This window comes from Nonomuraea sp. NPDC050202 (assembly GCF_040656115.1).
In the GTDB taxonomy this organism is placed as follows: domain Bacteria; phylum Actinomycetota; class Actinomycetes; order Streptosporangiales; family Streptosporangiaceae; genus Nonomuraea.
The window spans coordinates 107,489-130,104 of record NZ_JBFALF010000006.1; the positions used below are offsets into that span (position 1 = coordinate 107,489).

Sequence of the window (22,616 nt, forward strand, 5' to 3'; positions counted from 1 at the left end):
GGGAACACGGTGGCAAGACACGATCGAGAGGAATCTCTCGAGGAACAGCTGGCCTGGCTGGACGCGATCAAGGAGACGGAGGAGGCGCCTGTCCCTGTCAGCGCCTCCGGAGCTCTCGCCGACGAGCCGGTCGCATCGCCGTACCCCAAGGACCCGTGGGCGCTGGTGCCCCAGCACCATGACACCCCGACGCCGCCGCTGTTCCGCGCGGCCGTCGACTCCGTGTACGGCGCCGAGGCGGCCGAGGAGGTCGCCGAGCGGGAGAGCGAGGCCGGGGAGTGGCTCGGCGAGGCCACCGTCAAGGTGGAGCCCGCGGCGCCCGCCGACGACCCCTTCCACGCGCCGCTGAAGCCGTTGCCGCGCCCCGACGACACCGACGCCTACCCGTCACTGTCGTTCACCCCGCCCGGCACCTCACCCGGCACCCAGCCAGGCACCTCGACCGGCACCCACTCCGGCGCCCACTCCGGCGCCCACTCCGGCGCCCCGCCCGAGCAGGCCGCCTCCCAGCCCGAGCGGGCCGAGGACATGACGTGGCCGCCTTCGGGAGAGGAGACGGCCTGGGTCACGCCCCCTGACTGGCCGCGGCCGGCCACCGAGGAGGCCACTCCCGCCGGGGAGCCCGCTCACGCCGGAGAGCCGGCGCGCGCCGGGGAGTCCGCGCGCGCCGAGGAGGAGCAGGCCCGCGTGGAGGAGGAGCCTCCCGCGGTCGAGGAGAAGGGCGCGTGGGCCGACACCCAGCCGCGCAACGAGCGGCCGTCCTGGGAGGAGCAGGCCGGCGCGTCCGCCGGGGAGCCCGCCGAGGCGGAGCCGCCGCAGACGCGGCCGCACGCCGATCTCCCGCAGTGGGCCGAGTCGTCGCAGACGCGGCCGCGTGGCGACGTCCCGCAGTGGAACGAGCCCGAGACCCACGCCCACCAGGACCAGCGCCTCACGTGGTCGGAGCAGCAGCCGGACCGTTCCCACTGGAGCGAGCGGCCCTCGGACCGTCCTGACTGGAGCGAGCGCCCAGCGGATCGTCCCGAGTGGAGCGATGACCCTGCCGACCGGCCCGGGTGGAGCGAGCAGCCCCCCGAGCACCTCCACCAGCAGGAGCACCTCCACCAGCAGGAGCACCCCCGGCAACCGGAGCAGCAGCGGCCGCAGTGGACCGAGCAGCACGAGTGGCGTCCCGCCGAGCGCGAGATCCCGCCGCCGCCGCGTCGCCGCCCGGCCCCGACCCCGGTGTTCACCGCCTCGCCCAGGCCGCCGGTCACCGGCCGCCCGACCGCCGAGAGCCTCGACCCGGAGTCCCTGCTTCGCGGACGGCGCAACGCCCCCTCCAAGGGCTGGCGCCGCCTGGTCTACAGGGCGTCCGGCGGCTGGATCAAGCCTGGCGAGTCACCGGAGGTGCGCCGCCGCCGCGAGCTGGTCACGAGGGCCCGCACCCCGGTCACGGCCGGTCACCACCGCGTGGCCGTGCTGAGCCTGAAGGGCGGCGTGGGCAAGACCACGACCACGGTCGGCCTCGGCGCCACCCTGGCCCAGATGCGCGGCGACCGCGTCATCGCCGTGGACGCCAACCCCGACAGGGGCACGCTGTCCGACAAGCTCGTCCTGGAGACCTCGGCCACCGTGCGCGACCTGCTCAACGAGCGTGACCAGGTCAAGCGGTACGTCGACATCAGGGCGTTCACCTCGCAGGCGCCCTCGCGGCTGGAGGTGCTGGCCTCCGACCGCGACCCGTCGGTCTCCGAGGCGTTCAGCGGCTCCGACTACCAGGCCGTCTCCCAGGTCCTGGAGAACTTCTACTCGATCTGCATCACCGACTGCGGCACCGGCCTGCTGCACTCCGCCATGGGCGGCGTGCTCGGGCTGGCCGACCAGATCGTGCTGGTCAGCTCCCCGTCCGTGGACGGCGCCAGGGCGGCCTCCGCGACGCTCGACTGGCTGGAGGCGCACCACTACGCCGACCTGGTCAAGAACGCGACCGTGGTGCTGTGCAGCGTCAGGCCCCGGTCGAAGTCGGCGGTGGACATCAAGAAGCTGGAGGCCCACTTCGCCGCCAGGTGCCGCGCGGTGATCAGGGTGCCGTACGACCCGCATCTGGAGGAGGGCGCGGAGATCGACCTCGACCGGCTCCAGGAGCCGACGAGGGAGGCGTACCTGCAGCTCGCCGCCTACGTGGGCGACGGCTTCGCGGGCCTCAGGGACTGACCCGGGCGCACTGCCGGCGCGGCGACCGGCAGTGCGTGGCACGTCATGATCACGGCGCGGGCAGTTCCCTGACCAATCGCGAGGTCCACGGGCAGAAGACGAGCCCGGGCAGGAACGCGCCGCCCGCCTCGTCCAGATGGTCCTCGACGTAGGGGATCGTGGCGTCGCACACCTCGATGGCCATGTCGAAGAAGTCGACGGTCTCGGGCCGGTAGTGGTAGCTCCAGCGGGCGTTGTACGGGACGGCCTGCTTCGCGATCCTGCCGAGGACGTGGGGCCGCTCGTTCGTCACGCCGTGGATCAGGTCGCGCGCGTGCTGGATCTTGGCGGGATCGGTGAGCCGCAGGACGAACTCCTCCCGGGTGATGTCGGTCATCACGAAGTACGCCGCGGGCGCGGCCTGCGGGGCGGCCGTGGCCGGCGCGGCCGCGGTCAGGACGGCGAGTGCCGCGGCGAGGGGAGCGCCGACCTTACGGGTGATACGTCGCACGAGGTACCTCCGGTACAGGGGGTTGAGATCCACAACCTTCGACACGGACGGTAGTGATACGACTACGGTGTGTGACACTAGCGTGACCGCCACACAGTTCTGGCTTGACCGGGGGGCGGCTCAGGGGCCTCAGGGCACGTCAGGAGCCCAGGGAAGAGCTGGCGGAGGGTGTGGGATTCGAACCCACGAGGCCATCGCTGACCTGGCCGCTTTCAAGGCGGCTGCACTCGTCCACTATGCGAACCCTCCTGTGCGGAAACCACGATAGCGGCTGTAGTGACAGGGGTGTACGTTCAGGAGGTGGCGGATCTCAACGTCGAGGTGCAGCGCGGTGACTGCGACGCGCTCGTGCGCCTCACCGGCGACCTCGACAAGCTCACGGCGCCACTGCTGAAGGACGCGCTGGTGCAGTTGTTCACCGAGGGCCGGGTGCAGATCGTGATCGACGCCGGCGAGCTGGACTTCTGCGACTCCAGTGGCCTGTGGGTGCTGGTGGAGCACCAGCGCAGGGTCTCCGCGCACGCCGGCTCCTTAGGCATCGTGGGTGTCCACGGGGTGCTGCAGCGCGTGCTCGACGTGACAGGGCTCAAGGCCGCCTTCGACCGCGTGGTTCCCGCCGAGCTCTAGACATCGACATCGAGCTCTAGGCACCGAGCTGCGACAGCAGCCACTTGGGGCCCACGGTCTCCGCGCCCAGCCGGCCCACCCGTTCCTTGAGCCCCCGGTCGGCCGTGACGACGAGCACGCGCTCCCACGGCTTGGCCTGGCGCACGACGTCCACGATGGCGTCGTCACCGCTGCCGGTGGCGGCGACCACCTGGACGCCCTCCACGGCCGGCGCGCTCCTGGCGGCGCCCTCCACGACCGCCACCATCCTCGGGTACCACTGCGCCAGCACGGGATGTGCCAGCCGCAGCCCCGACACCTCGCGCAGCAGCCGGGTCGCCGCCCCCAGCCGGTCGTTCCACCAGCCACGCTCGGCCCGCGCGCCGACGATGTTGGCCACGTCCAGCACGACGGTCTCGGGCCTGATCGCCTCCTGGAGGTCGCCCCATGTCGCGGCGAAGCCGGGATGCAGCCTGCGCTCGGTGATCTCGGGCAGCGCCAGCCAGCGCAGCTCGGTGCTCTCGCGGTTGGCCGGCGCCGCCGCCAGCAGCTCGGCCGACTCGGCGATCACCGTCTCGAACGCCCACCCGCCGTGGTCGTCGAGGTAGATGCCCTGCACCCGCAGGCCGTCACCGGCCAGCGCCGCCTCCTCGCGGGCCTCGCGCAGCGCGCTCGCGACCGCGTCCTCGTGGCTGTCGCGGGCTCCGCCGGGCAGCCCCCAGGTGCCGCCGTGGTGGCTCCACCAGGAGCGTTTCTGCATGAGCACGTACGGCACCCCGGCGTCGTCGTGGTGGACGACGAGCAGCCCTGAGGCGCCGTGCACGCCCCAGTGCCTGTGGCCTTGGGCGCACTCCGTCCAGCCGTCGCCGTCCCTAGCCGCCATGTGGCAATTCTCTCAGCCTCCGCCCTTGGAGAAATGCTGGTAGTCCTTGGCCCCCGACCAGTAGCCGCCCCACTCCCAGCCCACCCCGGCGAAGGCCTTGACGACCTTGTCGCCAGGATTAATCACACCTTTACCCTTAATTGGACGCTCGGTGAACTTCTTGGCATTTTGGTGTGCCGTCGTGCCACTTGCGGTGACATATGGGTTCTGCTGGGGATTGATGTCTATTGCTTCCCCGTATGCGTGATTTGACCAGTTGCTCGACCCGGTCGCCTGGCGGCAGTTGAAGGCCGAGGTGTTGTTGGCCTCGATCGAGTCGAAGTCGTCCGCCTTGAACGCGTCCACCAGCTTCATCTGCTCGATCGGCCAGCGCCAGTCGTACAGCTTCTCGAAAACCGTCTCGATGTCGTCGGTGACCGTCTTGCGCACCACCAGCTCACCGGTGTGCGGCTTGTTGTCGAAGCCCCAGTACGTCAGCGTCACCAGCCGCAGGTCCCGGTAGTGGACCGGGCAGCCGGGGCGCCAGGAGTAGGGGAGCTGGTCGCGGGAGACCCGCGAGACCTTCGAGCTGAACGCGGGCGGCCCCGTGGAAGTGGGCGTCGCGGGTGCGGGCGTGGGTGATTCGGGCGCTCCTTGCTCGGGAGCCGAGGTCGTGGGCGCGGGCACGGAGGCCGGCTGGCCCGCGCCGCACGAAACGGTCCCGAGCACCACGAGCGCCAAGGCGGCAGCACGTCTCATCTGGCCACCATATGCGACGTCTGGCCAGGTCAACGAGCTATCGACGCCATGAGGCGGCCCGCGTCGCGCACGGCACCGAGGGAAGGGCACGATCAGCACGGCACGGCGCCGGGGCCAGGGCGCGTCAGCACCGCACGGCGCCGGGGCCAGGGCGCGTCAGCACCGCACGGCGCCAGGTCAGAGCACGATCAGGACCGTACGGTGCGCCCGTTTCGCCAGGTGGGCGGCCACCGACCCGCGCCAGGGCGAGCGGGAGCGGCCCACGACGATGCCGTCGGCCATGTGGGTGCTGGCCAGCGTCTCCAGCGCCCTGGCCGGGTCGCCGCGCAGGCTGACGAACTGCCACGGCACCCCGGCGCCGCGCAGCTCCTCACGCAGCTCCTCGGCCAGGTCCGCGCCCGAGTCGGGGATGATCGGCGACCCGGCGAAGAACCAGAGCGAGGCGGTGTTCAGCGACTCCACGAACGCGATGAGCAGCGCGGCGCCGTCCCGCCGGGCGAGCCCGGCCGCGTACGCCAGCGCGTTGCGGCTCGGGCCCGAGCCGTCGAAGCCCACGACGAGCAGGCCGGCGCCGTCCTTGCCGATCTCGAACTGCCCTGCGGGGAGCCGGCCCGCCACGGGCTCCCACTGCGGGTCGATGCCATTGCCGGACACGGCATGACTCGCGTCAGGAGTCGGCGTGCTTGCCGCGGTGGGCCAGGTCGCGCAGGGCGTCGGCCGCGTAGATCACGAGGGCGACGAACGACAGCGCGGCGAGCCCGCCGCCGAGCCACAGGTCGTTGATCGTCGCGTCCACGTACTCGGCGCCGCGCGGCTGGTAGCCGACCGCGAACGGGGCCGCGACCAGCCACAGGCCGGCCAGGAACAGCACGACCAGGGCGGCTACGCCCAGCTTGGCCTTCATCGGTTCTCCTCCACTCCGACCAGGGGAGCCTTGCCGTTCTGGCGGTGCTCGCCAGTGCGGGGGTTGTGGTTCAGGTCCTCGCGCAGCGCCTCGACCAGCGGCGCCAGCAGGCCGGCCAGCTCGGCGGACGTGGCCTGCGGCGCGGCGGCCACCGGCACGGGCTCGGGCTCCGGCTCGGGACGGCGGGGCTTGGGCACGACCAGGCCGCGGACGACGAGCTCCTCGTGGATGGCCAGCACGAAGGCGATCGCGCCCACGAGGCCCACGACGGCCACCCCGAGGCCGGCGAAGAACTCGGACTGGGTGGCGTTCGTCCAGTCGGCGCCCTCGGGCTGGGTGCCGAGGGCGAAGGGTGCGATCATCAGCCACAGCCCGGCCAGTACGGCCAGGGCGGCCGCGACGGCGCCCACGAACTTGCGAATCATTGCGAGATTCCTCCTGTTACGAGGTCTTTCTGTGGGGGCGTGGCCTGCGCGATCAGAGCGCGCGAGGTGGGCCGCAGCACGTCCTGCACGACCGATCTCGCCCGCTCGCGCTCCGAGCGGTCGTCAGGCGGCGCCATCTTGGCGACGGCGGTGAGGAGCGCGGAGCGTTCGCCGTTCACCCGCTCGACGCGCTGGGCGATGAGCTCCAGCAGCAGGCCGGCCAGGACCAGGTCGTCCTTGCTGAGCGGCTTGGACTCGGGGGCCACCGGCACGCTCGACCCGCGCAGCGGCAGCTCCTTGAGGAAGAGCGTGGCCACGAAGCCGAGCAGCGCGATGGGCACGCCGACCAGGAACACGGTCTCCAGACCCCGGGTGAACGCCTCCAGCACGATGTTCTTGATCGGCGTCGGGAGCATCTGGATGGCGCTGGGGCTGCCGAGCTTGACCTCGGAGCCGCCGGGCAGGTGGATGCCCGCCGCCTTGACCATCTCGGCGATCTCGTCCTTGAGCCGGCTCGTCAGGATGGCGCCGAACGCGGCCACGCCCACCGCGCCGCCCAGCGACCTGAAGAACGACACACCCGACGTGGTCGAGGCCATGTCCCGCAGCTCGGAGCCGTTCTGCGCGGCCAGGATGAGCATCTGCATGGACAGGCCGAGCCCGATGCCCAGCACCGCCACGTCGAACCCGATCAGCCACTCGCTGGAGTCCACGTGCAGGCGGGACAGCAGGAACAGGCCGATGGCCACGATGAGCAGGCCCGCCACCGGGAAGATCTTCCACTTGCCCGTCTGGGTGACGATCTTCCCGGAGATCACGCCGGCCAGGAACAGCGCCACGACCATGGGCAGCGTCATCAGGCCCGAGTTGGTCGGGCTGAGCCCCTTGACGATCTGCAGGTACTGCGGCAGGTAGATCATCGCGCCGAACATCGCCATGCCGACGAACAGCGAGGCGAGGCTGGTCAGCACGAACGTCGGATTGCGGAACAGGCGCGGCGGCAGGATCGGGTTGCGCGCGGTCCGCTCCGACAGCACCGCCAGGGCCAGCATGAGCAGGGCGACCGCGCCCAGGAAGTACGTCCAGCCCGAGTTCCACTCGAACTCGTTGCCGCCCAGCGTCAGCAGCAGCATCAGCGCGCTCGCGCTGGCCGTGATCGTCGTGGCGCCCCAGATGTCGATCGAGGTGCTGCGAGTGACCTTCGGCAGCTTCAGCACCTTCTGGATCACGAAGAAGGACACCAGCGCGAACGGCACGACCACGTAGAAGCACCAGCGCCAGCCGAGCCAGTCGGCGTCCACGATGAACCCGCCCAGCAACGGCCCCGCGACCGTGGAGATGCCGAAGACGGCCCCCATGTAGCCGGAGTAGCGGCCGCGCTCGCGGGGGGAGACGATGTCCCCCAGGATCACCTGGCTCAGCGCCGACAGACCACCGACGCCCAGGCCCTGTACGGCACGCGCCGCGATGAGCTGCCCCATGTCCTGCGACAGGCCCGCCACGAGCGATGCCGCGACGAACAACGCCAGAGCGGTCTGGAAGAGCAGCTTGCGCCCGAACAGGTCGGACAGCTTGCCCCACAGCGGTGTGGAGACCGTCATCGTCAGCATGGTCGCGCTCGCGACCCATGAGTACTGGTCCTGACCGCCTAGCTCCCCCACGATCGTCGGCAGCGCGGTACCCACCACGGACGTCGAGATCATCGACGTGAGCATCGCGAGCATGAGCCCGGACATGACCTCGAGGATCTCGCGGTGCGTGTAGGTCCGCTGCTTCGTGGGGGACGCGGCCTGCGCCTGGGCTACCAAGACACAACATCCCCTTCTTACAGTTTTATCCAACTTGAGTATACGCATGTTTACTAGCCGCGCGGTAAGTGGGTGTGCGTTCAGTAGAGTGCGGGCATGAACCCCCAGGTGACTGAGGCCAGGCCGCGCGACCGTGAGGCCACCCGGGAGCGCATCCTGCAGGCGGCTCGCACCCTGTTCGGCGAGCAGGGCTACGAGCAGGTGACCGTCCGCATGATCGCGGCGGCGGCTGAGGCCAACATCGCCCTGGTGGGCCGCTACTTCGGGTCGAAGGCCGGCTTGTTCGCCGCGGTCCTGCAGGGAGAGCCGACCTTCGGCGACCTGTTCACGGGCCGCCCGGAGGAGCTGCCCCGGCGGCTGGCGGAGTACGCGGCCCAGCGCATGCAGCACCCGCCCGAGAGCCCGATCCTGCGCACGCTCGAACGTTCGGCCTACCATCCGGAGGTGCGGGTGGCGGCCAGGGAACGGCTGATCACGGCGGTGCTCAGCCCGCTGGAGGCCATGCTCTCCGGCCCTGACGCGCACGCGCGTGCCCGCATGGCCGTCTCGGTCGTCCTGGGCATCGGGGCGATGCGCCGCCGCGTCGGCCCCGAGGAGCCCACGCCGGCCGACGTGGACCGGCTGACCGCCGTGTTCGAGGCGTGCCTGGCCGGTTGAAAGTTTCACCGCTCATCACGGCTCCGACCTGCGTGACGAGCCAGGGATCGACCCGATGTCTTTGTCCGGCCCCGGCGGGCTCCTAGCATCCATGATGCCCGTGGGAGCGCTCCCACCCGACGGACGGAGTTATCTACATGTCTCGCAGAAGGCCCATGTGGGCGGTGCTCGTCGCGGCGGGCGCCCTGGCCGCGGCGGGGGCGGTGGTCATGTCAACCCCCAGCGCGCAGGCCGCCGACTCCGCTTTCTACGTGGATCCGCAGACCAACGCCGCCAAGTGGGTGGCCGCCAACCCGAACGACAGCCGCACCCCGGTGATCAGGGACCGCATCGCCGCCGTGCCGCAGGGGCGCTGGTTCGCCACGTACAACCCCTCGACCGTGCGCGGCCAGGTGGACGCGTACGTCGGCGCCGCCGCGGCGGCGGGCAAGATCCCGATCATGGCCGTGTACGCGATGCCGAACCGCGACTGCGGCGGCCCCAGCGCGGGCGGCGCGCCCGACCACGCGGCCTACCGCGCCTGGATCGACGAGATCGCGGCCGGTCTGGCGGGCCGCCCCGCCTCCATCGTCCTCGAACCCGACGCCCTGGCGATCATGACCAACTGCATGAACGCCTCGGAGCAGGCCGAGGTGAAGGCCTCCATGGCCTACGCGGGCAAGCGGCTCAAGCAGGCGTCGTCGCAGGCCAAGGTGTACTTCGACATCGGCCACGACGGCTGGCTGTCCGCCTCCGAGGCCGCCTCCAGGCTGGTCGGGGCGGACGTGGCCAACAGCGCCGACGGCCTGGCGGTCAACACCTCGAACTACCGCGCCACGCCGGGGCTCGTCTCGTACGCGAAGAGCATCATCGCGGCGACCGGCGTGTCCAGGCTGAAGGCGGTCATCGACACCAGCCGCAACGGCAACGGCCCGTCCGGCAGCGAGTGGTGCGACCCGGCGGGACGCGCCACGGGCATCTGGAGCACCACGGAGACGGGCGACGCGGCCATCGACGCCTACCTGTGGGTCAAGCCTCCGGGCGAGGCGGACGGCTGCATCGCCGGCGCCGGGCAGTTCGTGCCGCAGCGCGCGTACGACCTGGCCGTCGCGGCGGGCGGCACCTCCACGCCCACCGTCACCCCGACGGTCACCCCCACCGTCACCCCGACGACCGGGCCGGGTGGCTGCACCGCCACGTACAAGGTGGCGAGCCAGTGGTCGGGTGGATTCCAGGGCGAGGTCACCGTCAAGAACACCGGCTCCGCGCAGATGAGCGGCTGGAGGGTCGGCTGGACGCTGCCGGGCGGCCAGACGATCTCGCAGCTCTGGAACGGCACCCTGTCCGGCACGAGCGGCGCCGTCAGCGTCACGAACCTCAACTGGAACGGCACGCTGGCCGCCGGCGCGAGCACCACGTTCGGCTTCCTCGTCAACGGACAGAGTGGCACCCCTTCCACGGTGACGTGCACCTCGTCATGAAATAACGCGCCTTTCGCGGCTGTTGTCCACTGCCAGGTCAACCGCTCTGCGAAAGGCGCGTACTCATGGCTCTGCCGCTGTCCATCCTGGATCTGGCGCACATAGGCGAGGGCGAGACCGCGGCGGACAGCTTCGCCGCCAGCGTCGCCCTGGCCCAGCGGGCCGAGGAGCTCGGGTACCGGCGGATCTGGTACGCCGAGCACCACAACATGGACAGCATCGCCTCCTCGGCCACGAGCGTGCTCATCGCCCACGTCGCCGCCCACACCCGGACGATCCGCCTGGGAGCGGGCGGCGTCATGCTGCCGAACCACTCGCCGCTGACCATCGCCGAGCAGTTCGGCACGCTGGAGACGCTGCACCCGGGGCGCATCGACCTCGGGCTCGGCCGGGCGCCCGGCAGCGACCAGCAGACGATGCGGGCGCTGCGCCGCAGCCCCGCCTCCGCCGACTCCTTCCCTCAGGACGTGCTGGAGCTGCAGGGCTACCTGACGGGCGAGACCCGCATCCCCGGCGTGCACGCCACGCCGGGCAAGGGCACGGACGTGCCGCTCTACATCCTCGGCTCCTCCCTGTTCGGCGCCCAGCTCGCCGCCATGCTCGGCCTGCCGTACGCGTTCGCCTCGCACTTCGCGCCCACCGCGCTGGAGGAGGCCGTCGCGGTCTACCGGCAGGAGTTCAAGCCGTCGGCGCAGCTCGCGGAGCCGTACGTGATCGCCGCGCTGAACGTGATCGCGGCCGAGACCACCGAGGAGGCCGAGGAGCAGTTCCTGGCCTCCAAGCGGCTCAGGGTGAGCAGGTTCCTCGGGCGGGGGCGCACGTTCACGACCGAGGAGGCCGACATGATCCTCGACTCCCCGGCCGGGCAGCAGCTCGTGCAGATGGCCAAGTACTCGGCGGTCGGGAACCCCGCCGAGGTGAAGGCGTACGTGGAGCGGTTCGCCGAGCACGCCCGGGCCGACGAGCTGATCGTGGCGTTCTCGGCGCCCGACAGGAAGGCCTGGATGCGCTCGGCGGAACTGCTGGCCGACGTGCTGATCCGCGACTAGCGGCGAGCGGCGAGCGGCACCCACGGATCAGTGAGCGGCGCTCGCTGATCCGCGAGTGGCGCCGTTAGTCCGCGACCAGCCGGGAGCGGCTGCCCTCGTGCTCGCGCTGGCGCCGCACCACGTACGTGCCGGGCGCGCATCCCGAGCCCCCGTGTTCGGGATGCAGCAGGTAGACGGGGGCGGTGGCGTCGAACACACCGATCGCCAGCCCTTGCCCGTCCCGGACGTGCGCGGTCCAGCGGCAGGTGCCCGGCTCGGCGACGAGCGTGTGCGGGTTGCCGCCGGCCGCGCCGCGCAGCAGCTCCACCCCCTCGGCGGGCACGGGCCGCCACACGGCGTCGCCCCACACGGTGACGTCGACTTCGGACAGCGGGATGACGATCAGGTCGCCCTGGGCCTGGAGGCCGTCGAGCACGGGGATCCGTACGGACCGTTCGAGGTGGTCGAGCACGGTGAGCCCGGTTCGGCTGGTGAGCTCGGCAAGGGTCATGGTCATGGGAATCACCTTCAGGTTCTGCGCAGGAGTCGGGAGTACTGCTCGGCGGACAGCCCGTACGTCCAGCCGGCGGCGGAGAGCGGATCGGTGAGGTGGCCGGGCACGGTCAGGCCGTACCGGCGGCGCCGGCCGTCGCGCTCGACGGAGCCGTTCACCGCGACGAGTACCTTCGTCTCCCGCCGCATGTCGTAGAGCCGCAGCTCGGAGCCAGGGTTGCCGGGGTCGGGCGCCGTGCCGACCAGCCTCAGCCCGGCCTGCTCGACGTACTCGGGCCAGCCGAGGCGCTCGATGGCGCACCGCCTGACCTCGACGTTGGTCTCGGCCGCGATGCGTTCGACGGTCGGGCCGGCGATCACCCAGGCCGGCACGCGGGTGCCGTGCCAGGAGTGCAGGGACCAGCCGTCGGCGTAGCGCACGGCAGGGCCGTCCGCGTGGTGCAGCCGCACCTGGCCGTCGTCGCCCGACACCTCCGTGTGCAGGGCGACGGGCCGTTCGGACACGACGCACACGTGCTCGGCCGGCCACCACCAGTGGCACGAGGAGGCCACCGTCGCCCACAGCTTCCACTGCCGGAACTGCTCGGCGGTGAACACCACCCCGGCGACCCGGCGCAGGGCGTCGTAGTGGGCGATCCAGGGAACGAGCTGGCTCTCGTACCAGCGGTTGTTCCAGGAGAACTCCCCGGTGTGGGCCCGCTGGAGCGGCTGGAGGAGGCAGACCCCGCTGCTGTGGAGCAGCGGGGTCTGCACCTTGCGCCGGATGAGCTGGTCGAGCGGCTGTTGCAGACCTCGCACCTTGGCGTCGATGCCGCGGCGCAGCTCGTTCTTGAGCGCGATGAGCCGGGGCGGCAGCGGCCATCCGTCCACCCGCTCCAGGCTCTGCGCGGAGCCCAGCCCCGGGGGCACGGTCGCCAGCGCGGTCAGGGGTGAGGTGGCCCAGTGGAAGCGGGGCGGCGGCAGCCCGATCAGGTCGTAGAGAGAGGAGATGGCCGTCTCGGCGGCCGGACGGTCGGCGGGCAGCGTCGAAAGCGCTCGGCCCAGCCATTGCTCGCGGATCTCGGCAGCTTCCCGCTGCGCGTGAGCGCTCACCGATCGAGGGCGGTGGCGCCCTCCCTTCGCATGATCATGGGACCGATGGTGACAGACGGGCCGGGCCGCTGTCCACCCCGGATCACTCCTGCTGCGGGTGCCGGAGCTGGTACGGGCCGGTCGTCTCGGAGGCCGGCGCCGGTGACAGGCCCGCCGCCATGAGCTGGGCGCGCAGCGTGATCACCGTACGGTCGAGCGCCCTGATCTGCGCCTGCAGGCGGCGGATCTGGTCGCGCATCGCCGTGGAGGCGCTCTGCTCCTCGACCAGGTCGGTGCTCACCTGGTCGGCCTGGCTCTGCATGCGGGTGAGCTGCTTCTCCAGCTGGTCGAGCGCGTCCTCGTAGATCGTCTTGGCCCGCAGGAACGCCTCGGCGTCCACCTTCGAACGTTCCAGCTCCGCCTGCCGCTCAACCTGGAGCAGCGCGGTCTGGTGGGTCTTCCGGTTGGCGTCGGTGGCCGAGCGGAAGGCGAGGTAGGCCACCCCGAGCGGCACGGCGCCGATGGCCACCTGGATGAGGATGTCAGTCAGCATCGTCGCCCCGCATGGGCTTGATCACTCCGGTGTAGGCGATGCCGTCGTCGCTGTGCCAGGCGTTGACGGTCAGCGCGATGGGGAACTCGCTGCCGTCGCGCCGCAGGCCGACCAGCGGGATGATGTGGCCCGCCAGCGTGGACACGCCGGTGACGCGCACCCTGGCCAGGCCCTCGACGTGCTGGTCGCGCAGGCGCGGCGGCATGAGGATGGTCAGCGGCCGGCCCACCGCCTCCTCGGTGCTCCATCCGAACAACTTGGCGGCCTGCGGGTTCCACGACTGGATGAGCCCGTCGGCGTCGGCGACGACGACCGCCGCGCCGCCTGCCTCCCGGTCCGCCGCGACGGCCTCGGGCCAGGTCGCGATCAGCGCGATCCAGCCGCCGAACGCCAGCCAGACCGCCCCGCCCACCCAGCCGCGCGGGTTGTCGCCGGTGAAGGTCGAGATCAGGTACACCAGGCCGTACAGCAGGAGCAGCGCCGTGGCGGCCGCGAAGGCGATCCGGTCCGAGCGCAGGAACATCTGCACCAGGCACAACGCTCCCGTGGCGCACCAGGCCAGCGCCCAGACGCCGAGCGGGGCGATGGCGGCGAGCGCGGCGTAGCCCGGGGCCGCGCGCTGCGCGTCGGGAGGGAACGCCAGGGAGGCGGAGATGGCTAAGCAGAGCAGGCCCACGAAGGCCAGCGAGGCGCCGCGACGGCCGATGCGGTGCAGGACGCGCGCGAGGACTTCGTTACTCACGGTCGCTAGATTAATGCATATAGTTAACTTTGGTGGTGGTTATCTTGAGGGAGATGTTCCAGTCGCCGATCGGCCACTCTCCGTGACCGGCGCCTTCGCGGCGCCTGCAGAGGGGTGCGGTTCGGTAGCCGAAGTGACTCCGCAGCTCCGGGCCCTGGTCGAGGGGGGCGGTGCGGCTCATGTGCCGCGATGTGGCATCGTTCCCAGGTTGGCGCTGACTGCCCCGCTCTGACATGACAACGGGGGCTGGACCGGCCGTGCGCGGGCTGGTTAGAGTGACCGCATGACTACAGTGGGTCACGACGTAGAAGCGCTCCGCACCGCGTTCCCCGACTGGTCGTTCTTCTTCAGCGACGAGGGGGTCCTCTACGCGACCAGGCGCGGAGTCCGGCTCGACGACGCCGACATCCTCAAGGGCCTGCATCAGACGGTCAGTGCGAACGACGTGGAGACGGTCGTCGACCTCCTGCAGGATCAGGCGCGTGTGGCAGCGATGTCATAGCACCGGAGGGTCGAAGTCGAAGTCGAGGCGCCTGCGCTGCTCCGCCACGTCGACGTCGGGATGCCCCGGCCCGAGCACCTCCAGATAACGTCGCATCGTGTCGGCGTGCAGCGCGTCCGCCTCGTCCCGCGCGCTCAGCCTGACCAGGTCGACCACCAGGTTCGCCGCCGCGGCGAGGGTCAGCGGGTGATCGGGGCCGAGCAGCTCGCGGAGCCTGCGCAGGGTGTCCTCCCCGAGCTGCCGCGCCTCCTCGTGCTCGCCGATCGCCGCCAGGTCGCTGGCGAGGTTGATCGCGCAGGTGAGGGTGAAGTGATGGTCGCGGGTCAGCCGCCTGTCGAGCCCGTCGAGCGCCTCCCGGTCCCTGGCCACCGCCTCCTCGGCGCGCCTGTTCACCCGCAGGAGCAGGGCGAGATTGGTGTCGCAGCCGTACTTGAACGGGTGATCCTCGCCGTACATCGTCTCGAAACGCGGGGTCAGCTCTTCGAGCAGGGCCAGCGCCTCGGCCGTCTCGCCGGAGGCCCGTTGCGCGTTGGCCAGGCACAGGCCGGCGGCCAAGGTGTCGGGGTGGTGCTCGCCCACGGTGCGTAGCTGCTGGTCGCGGGTGCGCAGCGCCAGCCGCAGGGACTCGTCGGCCTTGGCGTCCCGCCGCTTGGCGATGGCCAGGTCCTTGGCGGCACGCAGCGTCCACGGGTGTTCGGCGCCGAGTTGCTCGACGCCGTACTCGTAGGCGTCCTCGCCGAGGTCGCACGCCTCGCGGTATTTCCCGCTCAGCCGCATGACGCGGGCCAGGCCGTTCCAGGACGACAGCACGTTCATGCTGCTGGCCCCCGAACCGGGCCGTCGTTGCAGGCGGAACGTCGTGGACTGCAGCTCCAGCGCCTTGCTGTAGTCGCCGAGCAGCAGGTAGTCCAGGGCCAGGTTGTTCATCGCCCGCAACGTGCGGCGGTGCTCGGGCCCGAACACGGCCTCGTGCCGGCGCAGCGAGTCGAGATCGTGCTCGAGCGCGGCCGCGAAGTCGCCGCGGAAACGCAGGTCGGCTCCGGCGCTGTTGATCAGGAGCAGCGTCTCCTCGTGGTCTTCGCCCAGCACCTCGCGCATCCGCACCAGCAGGCGCTGGTTCTGCTCGAACGACCGGGTGATGTTGCCCAGCTCCCGGGCGACGATGGCCTGGTGGCGCTGCGCCGACAGGACGCTCGGGTCGTCGTCGCCGCTGTCGGCCCGCCACTGGGTGATGCACCGCTCGGCCAGCATCTGCGCGAAGTTGAAGTCACCGGAGGAGTACAGGTAGCGGATGATGCTGAGGGTGAACTTCCTGATGCGCGGGTCGTCGTTGCGATCCACCTGGGAAGGCGTGATGTGGCCGAGGAGGCTGCTGTAACGCGGCCAGGACGCGGTGTCGTCGGGCTCGTACGGAGCCGCCGCGGCGGCCAGGAGGAGGTGTGCCTCGGCCCGCAGGGACAGGCGCTCGTCAGGCGGCAGCTCGTCGCGCAGCAGGGCCTGCACCAGCCGGTGGATCTGGATCGTGCGGCTCGACGAGTCGATCTTGACCAGGGCGTACCTGCCGAGCTCGCGCAGGATGCGGCTGGTCAGGATGGGATCGGCCAGCGTCTCGGCCAGTCTCGACCCCTCGGCGAACTCGGCGGGCAGGCGGTCGAAGAGGTCGCGCGGGATCGGCTCGGGCCCGAAGAACGCGCAGCAGCGCAGCAGCTCGACCGCCACGGGCATGCGGGTGGTGAGCTGCTGCACCGACAGCGTCCACGCGGCCGACATCGACAGCGGATAGTCGGCCGGCTTGTTGGTGCCGAGCAGCCGGGTCGTCTGCTCCTCCAGCAGCCGGAGGTAGTCCTTGACCGAGATGGTCGTCTCGACCTGCAGGGCGCCCGCCTGCTCCAGGGCCAGCGGCAGGTCGCCCAGCGCCTCGGCCAGTTCGTCCGCCTCGGCCTCGGTGATGCCGTGCGGCACCCGCCTGGTGAGGAACTGGATGCTCTCCTTGCGGGTGAAGACGTCGACCGGCAGGGTGTCCACCACGCCCTGCCAGCTGTGGTTGCGCGAGGTGATCAGCACGTGCCCCGGCCCGCGGGGCGCGATGGCGTTGATCTCGTCGACCTCGTCGGCGTTGTCGAAGATGAGCAGCCATTTCGAGAACGGCATGCCGCGGCGCAACGCGTCGAGCGCGGCCTCCGCCGCTTCCTCCACGCCTGCCGAGGCGCTGATCGGCAGCCGCAACTCCCGGGCGAGCCCGGCCAGCGACGGCTTCACCAGCACGGGCTGGTCGGCGGGGATCCACCAGACCAGGTCGTATTCGCCGCGGTGGAGGTAGGCGTACTCGATGGCGAGCTGGGTCTTGCCCACGCCTCCCAGCCCGTGGAGCGCGTGCGGCACCACCGCGGTGACGTCGGACAGCAGACCCTCGTGGAGCTCCCGCAGCAGCTCTGACCGGCCCGTGAAGTTCATGTTTCGCTGCGGAACCCGGCCCCAAATGGTGGGAAATTGTGTGGAATCCGGCGAATAGTGCGAAACCGACACGATAGCGCCTCCGCTAGACCCGGGTCTTTAATTGAGCATAGGCGCCATGGGCGCGCCGGTGAACCACAGAGTGCCACCCTCGTCAGGACATCTCAACCATGCGAGGATGAGATCCACACAGTTGTCTTCCGGGCCCGGAGAGAGTTATGGACAGCGTAGACGAATACGGCGGTGGTCTCATCGACGTGAGCGGTTGGAGCTTGGCGGACCTGGACGGGCTGCCCCCGTCCCCCTTGACATCGGCCCTGCGCCGCCTGGTGGACGAGGCGGGAACAGGGCCCGTGGCGGGTTTCCAGTCGGCGATTTGAATCAGGGCCGACAGTCTTGGCCTGACGAGTACCATTGTGTACGGCTAATTTGATTTCTGGCACATGATGCGACGGCCGGGATGGGCGCGTGAAGGATGCCGACTGGGACCGACTGGTCAAACAGTTGCGTCGCGGAGATTGCACGCCCCTTCTCGGTGCGGGCGCGTGTTACGGTCGGTTACCCACCGGCAAGGAGCTCAGCCTAAAATTCGCCGACCAATACAAATACCCCTTCGCCGACGCGCACAACTTACCCCGTGTCATGCAATACGCGGCCGCGGTGAACGGCGACATGGTGGAGTTGAAGCACGAGGTCTGCGACTACCTCCGGAAGTACGTGCCGCCCGCCGGCGCCCCCCGTCCCGCCATCGATCCGCATGAGGTGCTGGCGCAGTTCCCGATCAGGACCTTCCTCACCACGAACTACGACGACTTCATGGTGCAGGCGCTGCTCGAAGCGCAGGTGTGCCGCAAGAGCCCGGTCACCGCCTTCCCGACGTGGTGGGACATCGAGGAGGAGGAGCCGCACCTCGACGCGCCCACCTACGAGGAGCCGCTGGTCTACCACCTGCACGGCCGATGGGACAAGCCGGGCTCCGTGGTCCTCACCGACGACGACTACCTGACGTACCTGGTGAACATGGTCGAGGCGCGCGCGGCCAAGGACCAGCCTCCGCTGCCCAGCACCGTGATCGGCGCGATGACCTCCCACCCCCTGCTCTTCGTCGGCTACAGCCTGCAGGACTGGAATTTCCGCGTCCTGTTCCACGGCCTGCTCAAGGCCATGCCGCGGATCATGCGGCGGCGGCACATCAGCGTGCAACTGATGCCGGATCTCAACGAATCCGTGGCCGACGCCGCCGGTCGCGCGCACGAATATCTGGAGAAGTACCTCAACGACTGGTCCATCACGATATTCATCGGCGACACGCAGGAGTTCTTCGCGCGACTGCGCAGCAGGATGTGAGGGCGGCCGCATGCCAGAGACGGATCAGCAGACGCACCCGTACGTGGGGCTGCGTCCCTATCGGCGGGAAGAGAGCGCGTTGTTCTACGGCCGCGACAGGGAGGCGCGGGAGGTCGCCACCCTCTGGCAGGCCACCGGCCTCATCGTGCTCTACGGCGCCTCGGGCGTGGGAAAGACCTCCCTGCTGCACGCCGGAGTCCTGCCCCTGCTTGAACCCGAACGGACCGACCTGCTGCCCGTCGCCCGCATCGGCGGCCACCTGGCCTCCGCCGAGTCCGCCGGGAATCCGTATGTCGTGGCCCTGCTGTCGGCGTGGGCGCCCCAGCTCGATCCGCGGCAACTCTCGTCGATGACGATCTCGGACTTCCTGGAGCTCAGGCCGGAACACACCGACCTCTACGGCGATCCCGTGCCGACGCTCGCCGCCATCGACCAGGCCGAGGAGATCTTCCACGGCTCCCCGCTCCTGGAGAAGGAGCGGAAGGCCTTCCTGGACCAGCTCGCCGACGCGGTGCGGAGACACCCCGCCCTCCACGTGCTGCTCTCCCTTCGGGAGGAGTACCTCTTCCTCGTCCTGCCGCACGAACGCTTGATCGGCCAGGGCTCGCGTACGCGGTTCCACCTGCGGGCCCTCACCCCCGACAAGGCCGAGGACGCCGTGCGGAAGCCGTTGCGCCACACGGCCAGGACCATCACCCGGGCCGCGGCCGACCTGCTCATCGCGGAGTTGCGCACCGTCGACTTCGTCAACGAGCTCGGCGAGACCTCCACCATCGAGCTCGACACGGTCGAGCCCATCCAGCTCCAGGTCGTGTGCTCCGCGCTGTGGGCCTCCCTGCCGCCCCTGGTCACCGAGATCACCGAGGACCACGCCCGCCTCTACGCCAAGGTGGAGGAGTTCCTCTTCGAGTTCTACAAACGCACGATCTCCGAGGTCGCCCGCGAACACCGGGTCCCGTCGAACGAGATCCGGATCTGGATGCGCAACGTCTTCATCACCGAGCACGGCACGAGGAACGCCGTGTACGAAGGGCTGAGGACCACCCAGGGCATGCCGAACGAGATCGTGCACGCCCTGGAGGAGCGTCACCTGCTCCGTGCCGAGCAGCGGCTCGGCATCCGCTGGTACGAGCTGACCCACGACCGGCTCATCGGCCCGGTCTCCCGTTCCGACTCACCCGAGTCGTCGCTGCGGGAGGCCCGCCTGGCGCTGGAGGAGCAGGACTGGGAGGGCGCCGGCCGCCTGGCGGACGCGGCCGTCCGGGCCGCCGACGCGGGCGCGACCTGGGTACGCGCCGAGGCGGCGGAGATCTTCGCCAGCGTGGCGGCCGCCAGGGGCGAGATCCACGTCGCGCGGAAGTACTGCGAGGAGGCGGCGGGCATCTTCGCCGAGCGGCAACGCTTCGACGGGGTGGCCAGGGCGCTGACCACCGACGGGCTCCTGTGGCTGGCGCAGGGGGACTCGACCCGGGCGATCGAACGCATCAGCGCCGCGCTGAACTGGGCGCCGAACGACCTGTCCGCGCAGGTCGCCCTGGCGAGGGCCCTGATGGCGTCGGACACGCCCAAGGCGGCCGACGCGATCATCAGCGGGCTGCCGTCAGATCTCGCCCAGCAAACCTTGGAAAAGCTTCGCGACCCGACGTGACCTGATTATGCTCGACGGCCATGACACCAGACGCGCGGGCCGGCCGACCTTGCCTGAGTGGCCGCTAACACTCGACCTGGCCGCGCTCGTCGAGAGCGGCTGGCGGCCGACCCCCTTCAGGCAGTTCGTCCTGAAGATCCACAGCAGGTGCGACCTCGCCTGCACGTACTGCTACATGTACGAGATGGCCGACCAGAGCTGGCGCGCACGCCCGCTGCGGATGGCGTCCGAGGTGGTGCGGGCGGTGGCGGCGCGGATCGCCGAGCACGTACGCGACCACGACCTCCCCTCGGTCGAACTCGTCCTGCACGGCGGCGAGCCCCTCCTGGTGCGCCCCGAGGAGATCGACCGGCTGGTCACGACCGTACGCGACGCGGTCGGCGCGCCTGTCGCCGTGACCGTGCAGACCAACGCGGTCAGGCTGGACAGGACGTACCTGCGCCTGTTCGACCGGCTCGACATCGGCGTCGGGGTCAGCCTGGACGGCGACCGGCGCGCGCACGACCGCAGCCGCAGGACCGCCGACGGCCGCGGCAGCCACGACAAGGTGGCCGCCGGCCTGCGGCTGCTGACCGAGCAGCCCTTCGAGCGGCTGTTCCGGGGCCTGCTGTGCACCGTCGACCTGCGTAACGACCCGCTGGAGACCTACCAGGCACTGCTCGCCTTCGGCCCGCCCACCATCGACTTCCTGCTGCCCCACGGCACCTGGTCGCAGCCGCCGCCGGGGCTGGGCGACGACGGCAGCGGCGGCGACGGCGGCGGCACGCCGTACGCGGACTGGCTGATCGCGGTCTTCGACCACTGGTACGCCGCGCCCGCCAGGCCCACGAACGTGCGCCTGTTCGACGAGATCATCTTCCTGCTGGTCGGCGGGCGGTCGGCCAGCGAACAGGTCGGCCTGTCACCCACCGCCATGGTGGTCGTCGAGACCGACGGCGAGATCGAGCAGTCGGACATCCTGAAGTCCGCCTACGCGGGCGCTCCGGGCACCGGGTTCCACGTCCTGCGCAACTCCTTCGACGAGGTGCTCACGCTGCCTTCCATCGCCGCACGCCAGATCGGCTGGGCCGGGCTCTGCGCCACGTGCAGGGCCTGTCCGGTCGCCCGCGTCTGCGGCGGCGGCCACTATGCTCATCGCTATCGGCCTGGCAGCGGATTTCTCAACCCGTCGGTCTACTGCGCCGACCTGCTGCGACTCATCACCCACGTCGCGGACACGATCAAGCGTGACCTCACAGCACTGCAGAAGGACCGCCGATGAACCTCGCAGAGCACCGCATCCCGGCCGCGGCCTTCGACGAGCTCGCCTCGGGCGCCGGCGGGACGGACACGGTCGAGCGGCTCAAGGCCGCCCAGCGCAGCAGGCACCTTCTCCTGCTGCGGGGAGTCCTGGAAACCACTCGCAACGCCGGCCACGCCTGCTGGCCGGAGGTGCGCCGGGCCTACGACCTGCTCGCCAGCGTCCAGGTCTCGCACCCGGAGGCGGTCAACGCCGTGCTCCACCACCCCTCCGTGGGCGCCTGGGCCCGCCACACGATCCAGACGCTCGAGACCCCCGAGCAGATGTGCGCGCTCGCCGCGGCCGCGGCCATCCGCGCGCGCTTCGCCTGCGACCTCGACGTCGCCGTGGTGGGCGGCGTGCTCAACCTGCCCTCGCTCGGCCAGCTCACCGTCGGCCCCGGCGTCACCACGGTGACCGTGCACTGCTCGGCCGACGGCGCGGAGGTCTCTACGGGCGGCAGGTTCCTGCAGATCAGCCAGGACGAGCCAGGCTGGCGGCCGCTGCGCCACCTGTCCGCCCGGGCCGCCGGCGAGCACCTCGACGTGATCGTCGACGACCTCGACCCGCACCGCATGCCTGGCTCCGGCGCCCTGCGCGACCCCCTGACCCCGCAGGAGGCCGGTCTCTGGCAGAGCATCCTGGACGACGGCTGGGACCTGCTGGTCCGCAACCATCTCCCCATGGCCAGGCAGGTGTCGGCGGCCATCACCGTCCTCACCCCCTTGTCGCCCCCGCCCAACGGGATGTCCAGCGCCACCTCGCGCGAGACGTTCGGCTGCATCGCCATGTCCACGCCGCCCGACGCCCACGCGCTGGCGGTCACGCTGGCGCACGAGACGCAGCACGCCAAGCTCTCGGCGCTGCTCGACATCGTGCCCCTGACCAGGCCCGACAACGGCTCCCGCTACTACGCGCCGTGGCGCCCGGACCCCCGGCCCGCCGCGGGCCTGCTGCAGGGCACCTACGCCTACGTGGGGGTCACGGACTTCTGGGAGCGCCAGCGGCACCACGAGAGCGGCGAGTCGGCGGTCAGGGCGAACGCGGAGTTCGCCCGCTGGCGCTCCGCGGCCCGCCTGGTGGCCGGCACGCTGCTCGACAGCGGCGCGCTGACCCCGCCGGGGGTGAGCTTCGTGAGCGGAATGGCGCGGCGGCTGGACGAGTGGGCCCGCGAGCCGGTGCCGGCCGCCGCGGCCACCCTGGCTGAGGGGGCCGCCGACCGCCATCGTTCCCTGTGGCGGGAACGCAACGCGCGGGACGCCTGACCAGAGGCCGCCCACCGGAGGCCCGCCCACGGCGGCACCCCGTGCGT

The 22,616-nt window shown here is 70.9% G+C and carries 23 protein-coding genes and 1 tRNA gene; 11 read left to right on the forward strand and 13 right to left on the reverse strand.

What is annotated here, in order from left to right:
* Window positions 1-9 precede the first annotated feature (9 nt).
* Complete coding sequence (locus AB0I79_RS19410; protein ID WP_357874600.1) at window positions 10-2,196, forward strand: AAA family ATPase; 2,187 nt, start codon at window positions 10-12, stop codon at window positions 2,194-2,196.
* A gap of 49 nt (window positions 2,197-2,245) precedes the next feature.
* Here AB0I79_RS19410 and AB0I79_RS19415 read toward each other — a convergent pair whose 3' ends face one another.
* Both AB0I79_RS19415 and AB0I79_RS19420 read right to left on the reverse strand, forming a co-directional pair.
* Window positions 2,246-2,686, reverse strand: a complete 441-nt coding sequence (locus AB0I79_RS19415) for a calmodulin-binding protein (RefSeq protein WP_357874603.1) — start codon at window positions 2,684-2,686, stop codon at window positions 2,246-2,248.
* Window positions 2,687-2,845: 159 nt separating this feature from the next.
* Window positions 2,846-2,935 (reverse strand) — tRNA-Ser (locus AB0I79_RS19420).
* Window positions 2,936-2,986: 51 nt separating this feature from the next.
* On the opposite strand from AB0I79_RS19420, the gene AB0I79_RS19425 reads away from it, so the two are divergent.
* On the forward strand, window positions 2,987-3,313 hold the full coding sequence (locus AB0I79_RS19425; protein ID WP_357874605.1) for an STAS domain-containing protein: 327 nt from the start codon (window positions 2,987-2,989) through the stop codon (window positions 3,311-3,313).
* A 16-nt stretch (window positions 3,314-3,329) separates the two neighbouring features.
* On the opposite strand, the gene AB0I79_RS19430 is transcribed toward AB0I79_RS19425, so the two are convergent.
* The 6 genes from AB0I79_RS19430 to AB0I79_RS19455 form a co-directional block, all read right to left on the reverse strand.
* Complete coding sequence (locus tag AB0I79_RS19430) at window positions 3,330-4,175, reverse strand: NUDIX domain-containing protein (protein ID WP_357874608.1); 846 nt, start codon at window positions 4,173-4,175, stop codon at window positions 3,330-3,332.
* A 12-nt stretch (window positions 4,176-4,187) separates the two neighbouring features.
* Window positions 4,188-4,913 (reverse strand): M15 family metallopeptidase, encoded by a 726-nt coding sequence (locus AB0I79_RS19435; protein WP_357874610.1) that lies wholly within the window; start codon window positions 4,911-4,913, stop codon window positions 4,188-4,190.
* A gap of 177 nt (window positions 4,914-5,090) precedes the next feature.
* On the reverse strand, window positions 5,091-5,567 hold the full coding sequence (locus AB0I79_RS19440) for a universal stress protein (RefSeq protein ID WP_357874612.1): 477 nt from the start codon (window positions 5,565-5,567) through the stop codon (window positions 5,091-5,093).
* 13 nt (window positions 5,568-5,580) lie between these two features.
* A complete protein-coding gene (locus AB0I79_RS19445) occupies window positions 5,581-5,817 on the reverse strand; it encodes a hypothetical protein (protein ID WP_357874615.1) in 237 nt (78 codons plus the stop codon).
* On the reverse strand, window positions 5,814-6,242 hold the full coding sequence (locus tag AB0I79_RS19450; RefSeq protein WP_357874618.1) for a hypothetical protein: 429 nt from the start codon (window positions 6,240-6,242) through the stop codon (window positions 5,814-5,816). Before AB0I79_RS19450 ends, AB0I79_RS19445 begins: the two co-directional genes overlap by 4 nt.
* Complete coding sequence (locus AB0I79_RS19455; RefSeq protein ID WP_357874620.1) at window positions 6,239-8,050, reverse strand: MDR family MFS transporter; 1,812 nt, start codon at window positions 8,048-8,050, stop codon at window positions 6,239-6,241. Before AB0I79_RS19455 ends, AB0I79_RS19450 begins: the two co-directional genes overlap by 4 nt.
* A 96-nt stretch (window positions 8,051-8,146) precedes the next feature.
* Here AB0I79_RS19455 and AB0I79_RS19460 point away from each other — a divergent pair, with 96 nt between their 5' ends.
* The 3 genes from AB0I79_RS19460 (at window position 8,147) to AB0I79_RS19470 (ending at window position 11,216) form a co-directional block, all read left to right on the forward strand.
* Window positions 8,147-8,707 (forward strand): TetR family transcriptional regulator, encoded by a 561-nt coding sequence (locus AB0I79_RS19460; protein ID WP_357874623.1) that lies wholly within the window; start codon window positions 8,147-8,149, stop codon window positions 8,705-8,707.
* Between the two features lie 137 nt (window positions 8,708-8,844).
* Complete coding sequence (locus AB0I79_RS19465) at window positions 8,845-10,167, forward strand: glycoside hydrolase family 6 protein (protein ID WP_357874625.1); 1,323 nt, start codon at window positions 8,845-8,847, stop codon at window positions 10,165-10,167.
* 65 nt (window positions 10,168-10,232) lie between these two features.
* Window positions 10,233-11,216 (forward strand): LLM class flavin-dependent oxidoreductase, encoded by a 984-nt coding sequence (locus AB0I79_RS19470; protein ID WP_357874628.1) that lies wholly within the window; start codon window positions 10,233-10,235, stop codon window positions 11,214-11,216.
* Between the two features lie 64 nt (window positions 11,217-11,280).
* Here the strand turns inward: AB0I79_RS19470 and AB0I79_RS19475 are convergent, their stop codons facing one another.
* From AB0I79_RS19475 to AB0I79_RS19490, 4 genes are all read right to left on the reverse strand, one after another.
* Entirely contained in the window at window positions 11,281-11,712 is a 432-nt protein-coding gene (locus tag AB0I79_RS19475) for a hypothetical protein (protein ID WP_357874630.1), read from the reverse strand.
* 11 nt (window positions 11,713-11,723) lie between these two features.
* Window positions 11,724-12,800 carry a DUF6745 domain-containing protein gene (locus AB0I79_RS19480; RefSeq protein ID WP_357874633.1) on the reverse strand — a complete coding sequence of 359 codons (1,077 nt, stop codon included), beginning with the start codon at window positions 12,798-12,800 and terminating at the stop codon, window positions 11,724-11,726.
* An 82-nt stretch (window positions 12,801-12,882) separates the two neighbouring features.
* Window positions 12,883-13,332 (reverse strand): hypothetical protein, encoded by a 450-nt coding sequence (locus AB0I79_RS19485; RefSeq protein ID WP_357874636.1) that lies wholly within the window; start codon window positions 13,330-13,332, stop codon window positions 12,883-12,885.
* Window positions 13,322-14,074: a PAS domain S-box protein gene (locus AB0I79_RS19490; RefSeq protein WP_357874639.1), complete on the reverse strand. Its 753-nt coding sequence runs from the start codon at window positions 14,072-14,074 to the stop codon at window positions 13,322-13,324. Before AB0I79_RS19490 ends, AB0I79_RS19485 begins: the two co-directional genes overlap by 11 nt.
* A gap of 283 nt (window positions 14,075-14,357) precedes the next feature.
* Between AB0I79_RS19490 and AB0I79_RS19495 the strand changes: the two genes are divergently transcribed.
* Window positions 14,358-14,576 carry a hypothetical protein gene (locus AB0I79_RS19495; protein WP_357874641.1) on the forward strand — a complete coding sequence of 73 codons (219 nt, stop codon included), beginning with the start codon at window positions 14,358-14,360 and terminating at the stop codon, window positions 14,574-14,576.
* On the opposite strand, the gene fxsT is transcribed toward AB0I79_RS19495, so the two are convergent.
* A complete protein-coding gene (gene fxsT / locus AB0I79_RS19500) occupies window positions 14,571-17,102 on the reverse strand; it encodes an FxSxx-COOH system tetratricopeptide repeat protein (RefSeq protein ID WP_357874644.1) in 2,532 nt (843 codons plus the stop codon). The two genes, AB0I79_RS19495 and fxsT, sit on opposite strands and share 6 nt — an antisense overlap.
* Window positions 17,103-17,248: 146 nt before the next feature.
* Between fxsT and fxsA the strand changes: the two genes are divergently transcribed.
* The 5 genes from fxsA (at window position 17,249) to AB0I79_RS19525 (ending at window position 22,569) form a co-directional block, all read left to right on the forward strand.
* Window positions 17,249-17,410 (forward strand): FxSxx-COOH cyclophane-containing RiPP peptide, encoded by a 162-nt coding sequence (gene fxsA / locus AB0I79_RS19505; protein ID WP_357874647.1) that lies wholly within the window; start codon window positions 17,249-17,251, stop codon window positions 17,408-17,410.
* 262 nt (window positions 17,411-17,672) lie between these two features.
* Complete coding sequence (locus tag AB0I79_RS19510; RefSeq protein WP_357874650.1) at window positions 17,673-18,377, forward strand: SIR2 family protein; 705 nt, start codon at window positions 17,673-17,675, stop codon at window positions 18,375-18,377.
* Between the two features lie 10 nt (window positions 18,378-18,387).
* Window positions 18,388-20,025: an ATP-binding protein gene (locus tag AB0I79_RS19515; protein WP_357874653.1), complete on the forward strand. Its 1,638-nt coding sequence runs from the start codon at window positions 18,388-18,390 to the stop codon at window positions 20,023-20,025.
* Window positions 20,026-20,032: 7 nt separating this feature from the next.
* Window positions 20,033-21,286: an FxsB family cyclophane-forming radical SAM/SPASM peptide maturase gene (locus AB0I79_RS19520; protein WP_357874656.1), complete on the forward strand. Its 1,254-nt coding sequence runs from the start codon at window positions 20,033-20,035 to the stop codon at window positions 21,284-21,286.
* Window positions 21,283-22,569, forward strand: coding sequence for an HEXXH motif domain-containing protein (locus AB0I79_RS19525; RefSeq protein ID WP_357874658.1), 1,287 nt, complete (start codon window positions 21,283-21,285; stop codon window positions 22,567-22,569). Before AB0I79_RS19520 ends, AB0I79_RS19525 begins: the two co-directional genes overlap by 4 nt.
* Window positions 22,570-22,616: the final 47 nt, after the last annotated feature.

What these genes read in the sequence shown, in the direction of transcription:
- AB0I79_RS19430 (WP_357874608.1), bottom strand. Translation starts at nt 4,175, where the DNA reads ATGGCGGCTAGGGACGGCGACGGCTGGACGGAGTGCGCCCAAGGCCAC.
- AB0I79_RS19435 (WP_357874610.1), bottom strand. Translation starts at nt 4,913, where the DNA reads ATGAGACGTGCTGCCGCCTTGGCGCTCGTGGTGCTCGGGACCGTTTCG.
- AB0I79_RS19445 (WP_357874615.1), bottom strand. Translation starts at nt 5,817, where the DNA reads ATGAAGGCCAAGCTGGGCGTAGCCGCCCTGGTCGTGCTGTTCCTGGCC.
- AB0I79_RS19450 (WP_357874618.1), bottom strand. Translation starts at nt 6,242, where the DNA reads ATGATTCGCAAGTTCGTGGGCGCCGTCGCGGCCGCCCTGGCCGTACTG.
- AB0I79_RS19460 (WP_357874623.1), top strand. Translation starts at nt 8,147, where the DNA reads ATGAACCCCCAGGTGACTGAGGCCAGGCCGCGCGACCGTGAGGCCACC.
- AB0I79_RS19465 (WP_357874625.1), top strand. Translation starts at nt 8,845, where the DNA reads ATGTCTCGCAGAAGGCCCATGTGGGCGGTGCTCGTCGCGGCGGGCGCC.
- AB0I79_RS19470 (WP_357874628.1), top strand. Translation starts at nt 10,233, where the DNA reads ATGGCTCTGCCGCTGTCCATCCTGGATCTGGCGCACATAGGCGAGGGC.
- AB0I79_RS19475 (WP_357874630.1), bottom strand. Translation starts at nt 11,712, where the DNA reads ATGACCATGACCCTTGCCGAGCTCACCAGCCGAACCGGGCTCACCGTG.
- AB0I79_RS19485 (WP_357874636.1), bottom strand. Translation starts at nt 13,332, where the DNA reads ATGCTGACTGACATCCTCATCCAGGTGGCCATCGGCGCCGTGCCGCTC.
- AB0I79_RS19495 (WP_357874641.1), top strand. Translation starts at nt 14,358, where the DNA reads ATGACTACAGTGGGTCACGACGTAGAAGCGCTCCGCACCGCGTTCCCC.
- fxsA (WP_357874647.1), top strand. Translation starts at nt 17,249, where the DNA reads ATGGACAGCGTAGACGAATACGGCGGTGGTCTCATCGACGTGAGCGGT.
- AB0I79_RS19510 (WP_357874650.1), top strand. Translation starts at nt 17,673, where the DNA reads ATGCAATACGCGGCCGCGGTGAACGGCGACATGGTGGAGTTGAAGCAC.
- AB0I79_RS19515 (WP_357874653.1), top strand. Translation starts at nt 18,388, where the DNA reads ATGCCAGAGACGGATCAGCAGACGCACCCGTACGTGGGGCTGCGTCCC.
- AB0I79_RS19520 (WP_357874656.1), top strand. Translation starts at nt 20,033, where the DNA reads ATGCTCGACGGCCATGACACCAGACGCGCGGGCCGGCCGACCTTGCCT.
- AB0I79_RS19525 (WP_357874658.1), top strand. Translation starts at nt 21,283, where the DNA reads ATGAACCTCGCAGAGCACCGCATCCCGGCCGCGGCCTTCGACGAGCTC.